We start from the raw sequence: 13,929 nt of genomic DNA on the forward strand, positions 1-13,929 counted from the left end.
TGCGAAAGGAATGCTCGTGCGTCCCACCACAGCTCTACTTCCGGTCGTGCTCGCCACGGCCCTCGGCGGTGTGGCCCTGCCGGGGCCCGCCCTGGCCGCAGCCGGCCCGGCGCTGACAGTGGACACCACTGCCGCCCGGCACCAGATCAGCCCGTACGTCTACGGCATGAACTTCGCCGACCAGGCCCTCGCCCGCGACCTGCGGCTACCTGTGCACCGCTACGGCGGCAACGCCACCACCCGCTACAACTTCCGTGCCGACACCACCAACCGTGCGTCGGACTGGTACTTCGAGAACATCCCCAACGACAACCCGAACCCGGCCAACCTCCCGGAGGGCTCGGAGACCGACCGGTTCGTGCAGGAGAACAAGGCCACCGGCGCCGCCACGGTCATGACAGTGCCGATGCTCGGCTGGATCGCCAAGGACCGGGCACGGGCGTGTGGCTTCAGCGTCGCCAAGTACGGCCCGCAGCAGTCCACTGACACCTGGGCACCGGACTGCGGCAACGGCCTGAAGCCGGACGGGTCACCGGTCACCGGCAACGATCCCGAGGACACCAGCGTCGCGGTGGGTCCGGAGTACGCCGCCGACTTCGTCAACCACCTCAAGGGGCAGTTTGGCGCCGCCGCCGACGGCGGGGTCCAGTTCTACAACCTGGACAACGAGCCGGACCTGTGGCACTCCACCCACCGCGACGTCCGCCCGGCCGGGCTGGGCTACGACGAGCTACGCGACAGAACCTACGAGTACGCCGCCGCGATCAAGGCCGCCGACCCCGGCGCGAAGACGCTCGGTCCCGTCGGCTGGGGCCTGAACTCGATCCTCTACTCGGGCCTCGACCAGGACACCTGCTCGCGCACCGGCTGCTGGTCGAACCCGCCGGACAAGGCCGCGCACGGCGGCCAGGACCTCGGCCCGTGGTACCTGGACCGGATGCGCGAGTACGAGCAGCAGCACGGCACCCGCATCCTCGACTACTTCGACGTCCACCTCTACCCGCAGCAGTCCGGCGTGCTCGGCGACGCGGCCGGCGATGCCAACACCCAGGCGCTGCGACTGCGCTCGACCCGCCAACTCTGGGACCCGACATACGTGGACGAGAGCTGGATCAACAGTCCGGTCCGGTACATCCCGCGCCTACGCGAACTGGTCGACCAGCACTACCCGGGCACGAAGATCGCGATGACCGAGTACAACTGGGGCGCCTTCGGGTCGCTCAACGGCGCGCTCGCCCAGGCTGACGTCCTCGGCATCTTCGGCCGCGAAGGACTCGACCTGGCTACCCTCTGGACCGCACCCCAGGCCGACCAGCCGGTGGCCAACGCCTTCCGCGTCTACCGCAACTACGACGGCAAGGGCGGCGCGTTCGGCGAGACCTCGGTCCAGGCGACAAGCACCGACCAGGGCAGGCTGGCCGTGTACGCCGCCGAGCGGAGCGCCGACAAGGCCCTCACCCTCGTCGTCATCAACAAGACCGGCGACGACCTGACCAGCCCGGTCGCCCTCACCGGCGCCTCCGCCAGCACCGCTCAGGTCTACCGGTACAGCGGGGCGAACCTCGCCGGCGTCGTCCGGGAGGCCGACCAGCCGGTGACCGCCGACGGCCTCACGGCCACCTTCCCGGCCAACTCGATCACCCACCTGGTGCTGCCGCGTGACACCACGCCCGGCGACACCCAGGCGCCGACCGCCCCGGGCAAGCCGACCGCCGGCACGATCACCGGCGACAGCGTCTCACTGGCCTGGGCACCGTCCACCGACGACACCGCCGTCGCCGGCTACGACGTGCATCGGGTCGACACCGCCGGCACCGTGAAGGTGGGCAGCGCCACCGGAACGACGTACACAGTGACCGGGCTGACGCCGGACACCCCGTACACCTTCGTGGTGACCGCCCGCGACGCGGCGGGCAACGTCTCGGCGGCCTCCCCCGGCCTGACCGTACGGACCGCGCCCACCGCCCCGACCGCCGGCTGCGCTGTCGGCTACACGGCGAACAGTTGGCCGGGCGGCTTCACCGCGACCGTGACGATCAAGAACACCGGCGCCACTGCGATCGACGGCTGGAAACTCGCCTTCGACTTCCCCACCACCGGCCAGAAGGTCGACCAGGGCTGGTCGGCCACCTGGAAACAGAACGGAACGAGCGTCACAGCGGACAGCATGAGTTGGAACGGCAAGCTCGCCCCCGGCGCGTCCACCAGCATTGGCTTCAACGGCACGTGGAGCGGCACCAATCCGGCACCAACCGCCTTCACCCTCAACTCGCAACGCTGCGGGTGACCTGAGAGACCCAGCTCCGCACCACACCGGCGGAGCAGACCGGAGGGGCCGGGGCGCACCAGCGCCCCGGCCCCTCCGAGCGCCGCCTCGCTGCCCGACGTCGGCGTGCACTGCGAAAGGGGCCTCAGGAACCAGGTGTCCAACCGTGTCCAGCCGCGTCCAACATCGCACTCGCCGCCCTCTCCCGATTGCGAGACTTGCCGTCCGTCCGGGCCGTCCGACTCCTGACCCGGCCGACCAGTCCCCTCGTGATGGGAGCGGTGAATGTCAGAACCTGTCGTCAGCCACCCGCGTACGAAAAGACCCAGCCGCAGGTCCCTGCTCGCGATGGCACTCGCCGTCGTGGCATCGGTGGCCTTCGTTCCGACGGCCGCGGCGGCCGGGCCGGTCGACCGACCGGCCCAGCCCGGAGGCGCGGCGGATCGGGCCCGCACCGACGGCCGGGCAGCCCTGGCTTCCCCGGGCAGCGTCGACAGGGACCGGGCGGGCGGGGCGTCGGACATGGCCGAGGCGATCGCCGGACAGCGGGGCATCAGCCGCGAGGCCGCCGAGAAGCTGCTCAGTGCCGAGAACGCCGATGTGCGACTCGCCAATCAGTTGACCACCGAGCTGGGCGCCAGCTCGGGCGGCGCGTACCTGTCCGACGGCAACCTCGTCGTCACTGTCACCGACGCCGCGGCTGCCGCGAAGGTGACCGCCGCCGGCGCGAAGGCGCGCATCGTCGCGCGTGGCGAACGGCAACTCCAGTCCATCCAGCGGGCGCTGGAGGCCACGCCGAGTGAACCGAACACCACCTGGGCGGTGGACCCGGCGACCAACCAGGTGGTGGTGAGCCTGCCGGCGTCCGGGGCGAAGAACGCCGGCCAACGCTCGGCGGCGCGCAAGTTCGGCGCGGCGGTGCGGTTCGAGACCAGCGCCGGCCAGATCCAGCCGAACGTCGGGATCTCCAGCGGGGACTCGTTGGGCGGCTGCTCAGCCGGGTTCACCGCCACCGACTACACCTTCAACTACATCATCACTGCCGGCCACTGCACCCAGGGTTACCCGCACTGGACACTGCCCAACGGGCAGGACGTCGGGCCGTCGCTGGAGAGCAACTATCCGGAGGACGACTACGGCCTCATCTGGATGAACGGTCCGTCGGTCTGGGCGACCGGCGTCATCAACCTGTGGAACAACACAAGCCGGAGCATCCACGGCTGGGCGACGGCCGTGAGCGGGCTGTCGGTCTGCAACTCGGGCAAGACCACCGGGTTCAGGTGCGGCACCGTGCTCAAGACCAACGTGACTGTCAACGGCGCCGGCGGCACCGTACGCCAGATGGTCGAGACCAACATCTGCACCCTCGGCGGTGACAGCGGTGGGCCGCTCTTCGCCAGCAACACCGCGTACGGGCTGAACTCACACGCCAACCGGGTCGGCACCCAGTGCAACTCCTCGCCCCGCACCTGGCACCAGCCGGTGGGAGAGGCGATCACCGCGTATCAGGTCGTCATCTACGGAGCGCCGTGACGAGCGTCGACCAACGAAGGAGACAGGGATGAGAACCGCATTCACCAGAGCCGTACGCCTCACCGCCGCGGCCGTCACGGCCACGGCGGTGGCCCTGACAGTGGCCGTCGGCCCCGCTCAGGCGGACCTCTGGCAGCACACCGACGGGTTCGAGGGGAACCCGGCAGCGGTGTGGGAGTTCCACCGCTCCGGGGCTGGGAGCGGAGCCTTCGAGCTGGGTACCGGAACGGCCCGGTCCGGTTCGAACAACGCCATTCTCACCACCTCGACCGGTGGCTGGTCCGGGGTGGGCAAGCTGCTCACGGTGGCGCCGCGTACCGCCGGGCACTCCACCACCTGTGGCGGCGGGTTCTTCGTCCGGGCAGTCAGCGGGCCGGCGGTGCTCAACGTCGAGGTGATCGATCCGGCGAGCTGGACCTACCTCGCGCTGCGCACCGTCCGGATCACCGACACCACGTGGCGACGGCATGACCTGGCCAGCTACGCGAACGGTCCGAACCAGGTGTTCGTCCGGGTCTCCCTGCTCGGTGGCAGCGGTGCCGTGCGGGTGGACGACTTCGCCTTCCAGTGCAGCTACTTCCGCGCCTGAGCGGGTAGACCACTGCGGGGCCGGCGCCACGAGCGCCGGCCCCGCAGTCGGTGGCGACCTCGGACGGCTCGGTCCAGCGAGATTAGGAACGATCGTTCTTGACTGATCATTCCTTAATCAGTAGTGTTCTGGACATGGGTCGCCCGCGGGGTTTCGACGAGCAAGCCGTGACCGCAGCGGCAGCGGAGTTGTTCGCCGGCAGGGCCTACGACGGGGTGTCCGTCGACGATCTCGTCCAACAACTGGGGGTGCACCGCAACAGTCTCTACAAGACCTTCGGCAGCAAGCGGGGTCTCTATCTCGCCGCTCTGCGGTGGCACCTCGAGCACCGGCTGCCGTCGCTGACCGAGCAACTCGCCGCTGGCGCGGCGGTCGCCGACGACCCCGCCCTCGATCTGCTGTTGTTGGCCGCTGTCGAACGCGCCCCCAGTGACGTCGAGGTGGCAGCCCTGGTGGCCAAGGCGTGGCAGACGCTTGACCAGGCCCTGCAGCGAGCACCGGCGACCCCCGCCGACCCCCCTGCCTCGACTGCGTTGAACGCGCTGCTGGGCGAGCGGCTGCGGGCCCGTGCCGCTACGGCGTCGGCCGGCCCTTCGTAACCCCACTCCCGTACCCGACCACCTCGCCCGCCGCCGCTCGCGCCGGTGCCCCACCATGCCCGACGGCCGGTGCCGCCGGGCTGACGAAAGGACGGTTGTCATGGCCACTGTGCGCGTCGACGGCGACGATCTCGTCGTGGAGATCGAAGGTATGGACAGGTTGTGGTCGCTCAAGAGCCGTCTGGTGATCCCGTTGGCCAACGTCCGCGGCGCCACCGCCGACCCGGGTATCGCCGCCGAACCGAAGGGCCTGCGCGCACCGGGGACGAGTGTGCCCGGGGTGATCACGGCCGGCACCTTCCATCAGGACGGTGAGCGCGTCTTCTGGAACATTCGTGACGGTGCCCGCGCCGTCGTCATCGAACTCGCCGACGAGCGCTATGCCCGCCTGGTCGTGGAGGTCGCTGACCCAGCCGCCACTGTCGCCCTGATCGAGCAGGCGGTCCCGCGATGATCTCCTTCGGCCGGATGCCACGAACCGTCCGCCGGATCACTGTCGGCACCGTCATGCTGGGAACCATCGCCGCAGGGACTCTTCCCGCCACCGCCGTGCAGGCCATGCCGACCACGCCTGCCACGGACCGCGAGATCACCTTCACTGTGGACGGGACCACCACATACGGCACCCTGCACATCCCCGCCCACCGCCGGGGGCAGAAGATGCCTGCCGTGTTGTTGCTGCCCGGCAGCGGTCCGACCGACCGCAACGGCGACCAGCCGCCCGCGCTCACCCCACACACCCTCGCCAAACTCGCCGGAGCGCTGGCGCACGACGGAGTCGTCAGCCTGCGCTTCGACAAGTACGGCACGGGCCGGACCGGGCTGGGCGCCTACGCCGGAAGGCCCGAGACGCTCGACCATCCCGCCTTCGTCCGCCAGGCCGCTACCGCGTACCGGCTGCTCGCCGGCCAACCCGAGGTCAACCGGCGAGCGGTACGCCTGATCGGGCACAGCGAAGGTGCGCTGACGGCACTGCGGGTCGCGGTCGCCGCCGAACCTCGTACGGCCGGAGTCGGGCTGTTGCAACCCCTGGCGAAACGGTTCCTCGACGTGCTCGCGCAGCAGTTGCACGACCAGCTCGCCGCTGCCGTCGCCGCGGGCCAGATGAGCCGGCAGGAGCAACTCACCCTCGGGCGCGCTGTCGACCGGGCCGTTGCCGATTTCCGAGCGCACCGCCCACCCGACACCAGCGCCATGCCGCCCGCGCTCGCCGATCTCTTCCGTGCCCTCGACGGCCCCAGCCGGCGCTACGTGGAGACCATCGACGCCATCGACCCTGTTGCTGTCGCGTACCAGCTACCCCGTCGGACTCCTGTCCTGCTCACCTGCGGAACCATCGACCCACAGGTCCCATGCCACATGACCACGCCGCTGGCAGTAGCGCTGGAACAGGCGCACACCAGGGGGCCTGGCCGAATCGTGCTGTCCGGCGTTGCCCACGATCTGACCGACCCCGCGAATCCGGACGTCCTCGCCCCGGCCACACTCGACGCACTGGGTCGATTCATGAGGTACGGGGCGCGCACCTGCATCGCACCGCGAAATCATCAGGGAGTGCCAGTGGGTCGGAACGTCCGACGAGCGATCAGCCCGGCGGCGACCGCGGCCGCGGCCCAGACGCTCAACCGCACCGGCCAGGCCATCGCACTCTCCGCCGGTGGTGGCAGCAACACCATCTGCAGCGCCCCACCGGCGGGAACGACCAGGACAGCGAGCGTTCCGACCGGACCAGAACGCTGGGTCAACGCCCCGACAGCCCCGAGCACAGGGCCGAAACACACGCCGGCGATCAGCCAGTACTGGGTCGCCCTGCCCCACCAGACGTCGCCGTCGAAAATCACGTCCACGCAGTAGTACGCGATGGTGGCGCAGACCAGCGTGCAGCCACCTGCCAGGGCGCCGCGCAGCATCCCCGCCACCAGCGGCACGCTCCGGCTCACCAGCCAGCCCGCCAGCACGGCCATCGCCGCCCAGGCCCATCCGGCGTCGAGGATGAGACTGGCGAACTCCGCGGCCTGCGACCAGCCGCCCCGCTCAGCACGCGCGGTGCCGACCTCGCCCAGCAGGACCGGCACATGGTTGACGATCGAGTCGAACGCACCGAGCGCCACCCCGGCGGCCGGACCGACCACCACCCACCACAACCCATCACGCCGCGAGATCATCGCTGTCATTGTGCCGGGACCAGCCCTTTTTCGTCGGCCTGACCCCACGCCAAGATCAGGTGGTCGCGCGCCGATCAGCGCCATCCCGCGCCGCGCTGTCGCTATCCGCCGACGGCCGTCAGGCTCGTGAGCGGCCATACGTATGGCGGGTGTGCTGCCGGATGCTCCCTCGTTCGCGGGCCCATCAGCGGCTGGTGTCTGCACGGACCTCTGCGACCGCTTCGGCAAGGGCTTCCACTCCGTCGGCGATGGAGCGTTCGGTGAGGGTCGCGTAGCCGAAGATCAGCCCGCCGGGTCCGGCGGGGCTCAGTCGGTACCGGGAGACGCCCTGCACTACCAGTCCGCGCCGGGCGGCGGCAGCCACAATCGGGGCCTCGTCGAGGTCGTGCGGGAGCCAGGTGACGACGTGTTGGCCCGCCGCGACACCGACTGGTTCCAACTCGGGCAGCCGTGCGCGCAAGGCGGCCAGGAGTGCGTCGCGGCGACGGCGGTAGACCGGGCGCATGCGCCGTAGGTGCCTGTCGAATTCGCCGCGGGTGAGGAAGTCGGCGAAGGTCAGTTGGTCGATGACGGGCGAGCCGCGGTCGGCTCGTACCTTGGCCGCCGTGATGTCGTCGACCAGGTGGGACGGTGCCAGCAGCCACCCGAGACGCAGCCCTGGTGCCAGGGTCTTGCTCGCGGTTCCGCAGTAGACGACGGAGTCGGGTGCCAGCCCCTGCATGGCGCCGACGGGCGAGCGGTCGTAGCGGTACTCCGCGTCGTAGTCGTCCTCGATGACCACGGCGCCGCGGCGCTGCGCCCAGCCGATGACCCGGGCCCGTGCGGTGGCCGACAGGACGCCGCCGGTGGGCCACTGGTGCGAGGGCGTCAGCACGACGGCGTCCGCGTCGGTCCGTTCGAGTTCCTCGACGAGGATGCCGTCCGGCCCGACCGGGACGCCGATCACGTCCACACCGAGGGCGGCCGCGGCGAGGCGGGCGTCGTCGTCAGCGGATGGGTCCTCGACTGCCACCCTGCGGGCGCCGCGCGCCGCGAGCACCTGGAGTATCAGCGCGACGCCTTGGCCGTAGCCACTGCAGATCACGACGTTCTCCGGGCCGGCCGATGTGCCGCGGACCCGGTTGAGATAGTCGATCAGGGCTGCGTGCAGTTCGGGTACGCCGCGCCCGTCGAGGTAGGCGAAGCGTTCGTTCGGCGTGGTGGTGAGGACCGTTCGCACCGAGCGCAGCCAGGCGGCCCGGGGGAATGACGACACGTCGGTCCGGCCGTACCCGAAGTCGATCCGGGCCGCTGGCCGATCCCCGCCGCGCCGACCCGCCGACGGAGGAGCCGGCTCGACGGCGACCTGGGTGTAGCCGCCCGCCCGGCTGGTGAGGTAGCCCTCGGCGAGGAGTTGCTGGTAGGCCTCGACCACGACGCCGCGGGAGACTCCCAGATCGGTTGCGACGGTGCGGGTGGGCGGCAGGGACGTTCCGAGACGCAACCGACCGGACCGGATGCTGCCCCGGATCGAGGCGGCGATCTGCCGGTGCAGCGGTTCGGCCGCGGACCGGTCGACATGGATGAGCAGGTCCTCCGCCGTGCTCGAATTGGTTCTGGTTCGGGCCATGGAATCGGACCTTACCGAGTGTACCGATTTCCGTCAGGCTCAGACGTATGCCGACAACGACCAGTCCCCGCTTCGACGGCCGCCTCCTCACCCCTGGCGATCCGGGTTACGACGCGGCCCGCACCGTCTGGAACGCCATGATTGACCGTCGTCCGCGGATGATCGTGCAGGCCGCCGGCGTCGCCGACGTGGTGGCCGCGGTGCGCCTGGCCCGCGAACTCGACCTGGAGATCGGGGTGCGCTGCGGTGGGCACAACGTGGCCGGCCACGCCGTCCCCGCGAACGGCCTGATGATCGACCTGACCCCGTTGAACGGCGTTCGGGTCGACCCGATCCGGCGACGCGCCCGGGTCCAGGGCGGCGCGCTGCTCGGCGTACTCGATCGGGCGTCACAGCCATACGGCCTCGCCACGACTGCCGGTAACGTCTCGCACACCGGAGTCGGCGGCCTGACCCTCGGCGGCGGCATGGGCTGGCTCGCCCGCCAACACGGGTTGGCCTGCGACAACGTCGTCTCCTACACGATGGTCACCGCGGACGGGGAGGTGGTGACAGCGAGCCGAACCGAGAACCCCGACCTCTACTGGGGCCTACGCGGCGGGGGCGGCAACTTCGGCATCGTCACCGACTTCGAATTTCACCTGCACCACACCGGAACGCAGACCCTGGTCGCCGAGTTCGACTTCCGCGCCGAGGACGCCGTACCGGTGCTCGAAGGCTGGCGGGACCTCAACACCGACGCGCCGCGGCAGGCGACCTTCACCGCCGACGTCCAGAGCACGCCCACCGGCCCTATCGCCACCGTCGGCTTCGTGTGGGTCGGCGACCCGGCACAGGGTCACCGGCTGCTGCCGGCGATGCGCGCGCTCGGGCGCCCGCTCGCCGAGCGGGTCACCACCCCCTCATACCTTCAATTGCAGCAACGCGACGACACCGTTGGTGCCCACGCCTACCGCCGGTACTCCAGTGCGCACTACCTGCGGCAGTTCCCCACTGCCGCGATCGAGGCGTTCCTGCTGCGCGGCGCGTCGGACCTGCACAACGGCACCGACCTGGCCGGCGTCGGCCTGCAGGCGCACGGCGGTGCCATCGCCGACGTCGCGGACGTCGACGCGGCGTTCAGCCACCGCGGCACCATGTTCGAGTTCGGCGCCGGCTCCCGCTGGACCGAACCATCCGAGGACGACATTCGGATGGCAGCGGCTCGCAGTGCCGGAGCGACGCTCGACCCGTACGCCGACGGCGTCTACGTCAACTCGCTCGCCGCCGACGAGGGGCAACGTGGGGTACGCCGCGCGTACCCGGCCGCCAAGCTCGCCAGGCTCACCGCACTCAAGACGATCTGGGACCCGCACAACGTGTTCCACCTCAACCACAACATCCGGCCCCACAGCCAGTAGCCCAGCCTGGTTACGGGCTGTTCGCGGCGTAGGAACGCGTCAGACCGTCCCAGCCACGAGCCTCAGCAATGCGGCTGCGGCAGGGGGTCAGTCGTCGTCGTTCTTCTTCTTGTCGCGGTTCATGGCCAGGTCGAGCGCGAGGACGCTACCGATGATGAGCAGTGGGTCGACGCCGGCAGCGACCTGCACGGCGTAGGTGTCCCGGATGGTCAGCCACCGCTTGGAGACCGAGGCCACCTCGGTGCCGCCGCGTTCGATCACGTACTCGTGGTCGAGCAGGTCACCCTTCATCTCCAGGTCATCAGGCCCCGGCACGTCGATGGTGAACTTGTCGCGGAACGGCGTGAGCAGCTTCTTACGGACCTCTGCGGCCTTCTCGCCGCCGATGCGGATCTCGTACGTGGGGCGCAGTGCCACCAGGTGCCGGTGCAGCGTGGCGACCTCACGGCCGGCGGCGTCCTCGATGAGGACCTTGTCGCGGACGCTAAGCACCTTGCCGTCGACATGGAAGACCTTGGTGCCGTGCTCGTCGAGCACGTCGAAGTCGTCGCCGATCGAGAAGAACCGCTCCTTGATGACAAACATGATTTCGATTCTCCCCCACCGCACACCAAAGTGCCGGCCGAGCACTGCCTGCTCGTCCTCGGTCACCCCGGCCGAAAAGCCACGAGGCATCGCTGCGCGGAACTGACCTGCGAGCAGTGCATGCGCGGCAGCGGGCCCACTGCGGCACCCCTGAGCTGCTGCTTCGCCACGACCCCGGAACGGAAGACGCCGCACACAGGCAAATGATCACGGGACACGGCAGACCGCTTGCCGGCGCGCCGCCATAATGGACGACCGGGGGGTGGCCAGGTGGAATTCCGGGTCCTTGGCGCGGTCGAGGCGTACACCGCCGGTGTGCCCGTCGACCTCGGCTCCCGCCAGCAGCGTCTGGTGCTGGGGCTGCTCCTGCTGGAGCCCGGTCGCGCGCTGGCGGTGGACCGACTTGTCGAGCTCGTCTGGGGGTCCGACCCGCCCGCCTCCGCCCGAAGCACACTTCAGGCGCTCGTCTCCCGACTGCGCGCCTGCCTGCGCCGCGCCGGCAACCCGATGGACGCCGTTCCGCCCGAGGTCATCGAGATCCTGCACACGGGCGCGGGCTACCTCCTGCGGGTGGATCCGGGCTCGGTCGACGTACATCGCTTCACCGGCCTGGTCGCCCGAGCCCGGCAGGCCGATGACGAACGGGCAGTCAAGCTGTTCGACCTGGCGCTCACGCTCTGGCGCGGCGATCCGCTGGCCGACGTCGCCCCGACAGTTGTACGAGACCGGCTCTGCGTCGGCCTGCGAGAGATGATGTGGACCGCGGTTGAGGACCGCCTGGAGGCACTGGTCCGGTTGGGCCGGTCACGCGACGCGCTGGACGAGCTGGGCAAGCTACTCGCCGAGCATCCCTTCCGGCAGCGGCTGGTCGGTCAGCTCATGCTGGTCCTGCACCGGGCGGGACGCACCGACGAGGCCCTCGCGACCTACCGCGAGCTGCGAGCCCGGCTGGTTACCGAATTCGGCCTCGATCCCACGCCGGAACTGCGACAGATGGAAGCCGCGATCCTGCGGGCCGACCCCACCCTCGACGTCCCACCGGATTCGCCGCCACCCGGGGACCTGGTACGGCGAGGCTCCGGTGATCCACCCGCGCGGCCTGCGGAGCTCCCCCACGCACCCGGTGGTTTCGTCGGCCGGCGGGCCGAACTGACAGCGCTCGACGCCCAACTCGACGCCGTGCGTCACGGCGGCGGGCCCGGCATCGTCGTCATCGACGGGATGGGCGGGATCGGTAAGACGGCACTCGCCCTGCACTGGGGTCATCTGCACCGCAACGACTTCCCGGACGGTCAGGTCTACCTCGACCTACGGGGGTTCAGCCCGGGCGACACCCCGATGCCGCCAGTGGAGGCGCTGCCCCGACTGCTGCTCTCGCTTGGCGTGCCACCATCGGACATCCCACCCACTGTCGACTCTCAGAGCGGGCGGATGCGCAGCCTGACCGATGGCCGGCGGCTGCTGATCGTGTTGGACAACGCCTACGACGCCGCACAGGTCCGACCGCTGCTGCCGGGGAATCTGGCCGGCCTCGTCGTGGTGACCAGCCGACGCCGCCTTCCGGGGCTCGTCGTCCGCGAGCAGGCACTGCCGCTGAGTCTCGCTCCGCTGCGCCCGGTCGAGTCGGTGGACCTGGTCGCCGGGTGCCTACGTCGGTCCCGGCCTGACGAGCGCACGGCACTCGCCGAGTATTGCGGCCATGTGCCGCTGGCGATCCGTATCGTCGCCGCCCGCGCGTTGGACCTGCCGGAACGTCCGCTCGGCGACCTGCTCGACGAACTACGCGAGGGAAGCCGGCTTGACGCGTTCGTCGGGCCTGACGGCCCCGACACCAACCTCCGTGCTGTCTTCTCCTGGTCGTACCGTGGCCTGTCACCCCCCGCCGCCGAGCTGTTCTGGCGGATGGCACTGCACCCGGGCGAGAGTGTCGGCGTCCACGCCGCGGCGGCCCTCGCGGGCGTCAGCGTGCTGCGGGCCCGGGAGCTGACCGCCGAGCTGCACCGGGCCAACCTCCTTCAGCTTCCAGCGCCGGACCGCTACCAGTTCCACGACCTGGTGGGCGCCTACGCCAGGGAGTTGGCCGAGGCGCCGGAGAACGCGGCGCAGTCGCGACCGGTGTTCGACAGCCTGCTGAACTGTTACCTGCACACGGTCAGCGCCGCGGGACGGGTGCTGCAACCGCACCGGCCGCACGTCAGCCCAGCCCCGCCAGCCCCGGTCGAGGCAATGCGCGTCGAGACCTACCAGGCCGCTCTGGGCTGGTGCGAAAGCGAACGGACGAACCTGGTTCCGATGGTTCGCGCAGCGGCGTCGCGTGGCGCGCCCACGTACGCATGGCAGATCGCCCTGGCCGCGTCGGCGTACTGGTACATCACCAAACGCAGGGAAGACTGGCGGATCGCGACCCGCATCGGGGTCGCCGCCACCCGTGCCGTCGGTGACCGACGGGCTGAGGGTGCCCTGCTGGCCAGCCTCGCGACCGCGCTGTGCGAGAGCCGACGTTATACCGAGGCCATCGACCTGTACCAGAAGTCGCTGCGATTGCACGAGGCCAGCGGCGACTGGGACTGGCGAGCCACCAGCCTGAACAGCCTCGCCGTCGCGCACGCGGAGGCGGGCCGCCCCGACGAGGCGCTGGCGACGTTCGCCCTCGCCCGCGAGGAACACAGGCTGCGGGGTAACCGACGGGGTGAGGGTGTGGCACTGCAGAACATGGCCCAGTGCCATGTGCTGCTGGGCCAACCCGGCGAGGCGATCGACCGCCACGAGGAGGCACTGACCGCGATGCGTGACGCGGGTGACCGGTACGCGGAGGCCATCTGCATCGCCAATCTCGGCGAGGCGCACGCCGAACTGGGCGATCACGAACGGGCGATCCGACGCTTCCGCGAGGCAGTGCGGCTGCACCTGTCCACCGGCAACGAGCACGGCAGGGCCCGGACACTGCTGGCCCTGGGACGGTCCCTGAGCGAGCGGGGCGACGACGAGGCCCGATCCTGCTGGCGACAGGCGCTCGCCGTCTTCAACGAGCTCGGAGACCCGGAGGCGGACGAAATCCGGGCGCTGCTGGGCGAGCCGGCGACGACCGACGGTTGACTTGATTCCCCCGACACGACCGGTGCCAGCACTGGTGCGACACCAAAGTGGCCGCTACCAGCTCTCGCGTTGATGTGTCCGCTGCAA

The 13,929-nt window shown here is 70.3% G+C and carries 10 protein-coding genes; 8 read left to right on the forward strand and 2 right to left on the reverse strand.

The features are described from left to right. Positions 1–10 precede the first annotated feature (10 nt). The 6 genes from AB0K35_RS03865 (at position 11) to AB0K35_RS03890 (ending at position 6,841) form a co-directional block, all read left to right on the forward strand. Positions 11–2,287 carry a glycoside hydrolase family 44 protein gene (locus AB0K35_RS03865; RefSeq protein WP_363883570.1) on the forward strand — a complete coding sequence of 759 codons (2,277 nt, stop codon included), beginning with the start codon at positions 11–13 and terminating at the stop codon, positions 2,285–2,287. 264 nt (positions 2,288–2,551) lie between these two features. Further along, entirely contained in the window at positions 2,552–3,799 is a 1,248-nt protein-coding gene (locus AB0K35_RS03870; protein ID WP_363883572.1) for a S1 family peptidase, read from the forward strand. A gap of 28 nt (positions 3,800–3,827) precedes the next feature. Further along, positions 3,828–4,388: a hypothetical protein gene (locus tag AB0K35_RS03875; protein ID WP_357285409.1), complete on the forward strand. Its 561-nt coding sequence runs from the start codon at positions 3,828–3,830 to the stop codon at positions 4,386–4,388. Positions 4,389–4,522: 134 nt separating this feature from the next. After that, positions 4,523–4,987: a helix-turn-helix domain-containing protein gene (locus tag AB0K35_RS03880; protein ID WP_357361615.1), complete on the forward strand. Its 465-nt coding sequence runs from the start codon at positions 4,523–4,525 to the stop codon at positions 4,985–4,987. 100 nt (positions 4,988–5,087) lie between these two features. Continuing rightward, a complete protein-coding gene (locus AB0K35_RS03885; protein ID WP_238668053.1) occupies positions 5,088–5,441 on the forward strand; it encodes a hypothetical protein in 354 nt (117 codons plus the stop codon). 14 nt (positions 5,442–5,455) lie between these two features. After that, positions 5,456–6,841 (forward strand): alpha/beta fold hydrolase, encoded by a 1,386-nt coding sequence (locus AB0K35_RS03890; protein WP_363883575.1) that lies wholly within the window; start codon positions 5,456–5,458, stop codon positions 6,839–6,841. Positions 6,842–7,336: 495 nt separating this feature from the next. Here the strand turns inward: AB0K35_RS03890 and AB0K35_RS03895 are convergent, their stop codons facing one another. Continuing rightward, positions 7,337–8,761 carry a PLP-dependent aminotransferase family protein gene (locus AB0K35_RS03895; RefSeq protein WP_363883577.1) on the reverse strand — a complete coding sequence of 475 codons (1,425 nt, stop codon included), beginning with the start codon at positions 8,759–8,761 and terminating at the stop codon, positions 7,337–7,339. Positions 8,762–8,808: 47 nt separating this feature from the next. Here AB0K35_RS03895 and AB0K35_RS03900 point away from each other — a divergent pair, with 47 nt between their 5' ends. Further along, positions 8,809–10,161: an FAD-dependent oxidoreductase gene (locus AB0K35_RS03900; protein WP_363883579.1), complete on the forward strand. Its 1,353-nt coding sequence runs from the start codon at positions 8,809–8,811 to the stop codon at positions 10,159–10,161. Positions 10,162–10,248: 87 nt separating this feature from the next. Here AB0K35_RS03900 and AB0K35_RS03905 read toward each other — a convergent pair whose 3' ends face one another. Further along, on the reverse strand, positions 10,249–10,746 hold the full coding sequence (locus tag AB0K35_RS03905) for an LURP-one-related family protein (protein WP_363883581.1): 498 nt from the start codon (positions 10,744–10,746) through the stop codon (positions 10,249–10,251). 270 nt (positions 10,747–11,016) lie between these two features. Between AB0K35_RS03905 and AB0K35_RS03910 the strand changes: the two genes are divergently transcribed. Beyond that, positions 11,017–13,842 (forward strand): tetratricopeptide repeat protein, encoded by a 2,826-nt coding sequence (locus AB0K35_RS03910; protein WP_363883583.1) that lies wholly within the window; start codon positions 11,017–11,019, stop codon positions 13,840–13,842. The last annotated feature ends 87 nt before the right edge of the window (positions 13,843–13,929 follow it).

It is taken from the genome of Micromonospora sp. NPDC053740, assembly GCF_040677775.1.
Classification (GTDB): domain Bacteria; phylum Actinomycetota; class Actinomycetes; order Mycobacteriales; family Micromonosporaceae; genus Micromonospora; species Micromonospora alfalfae.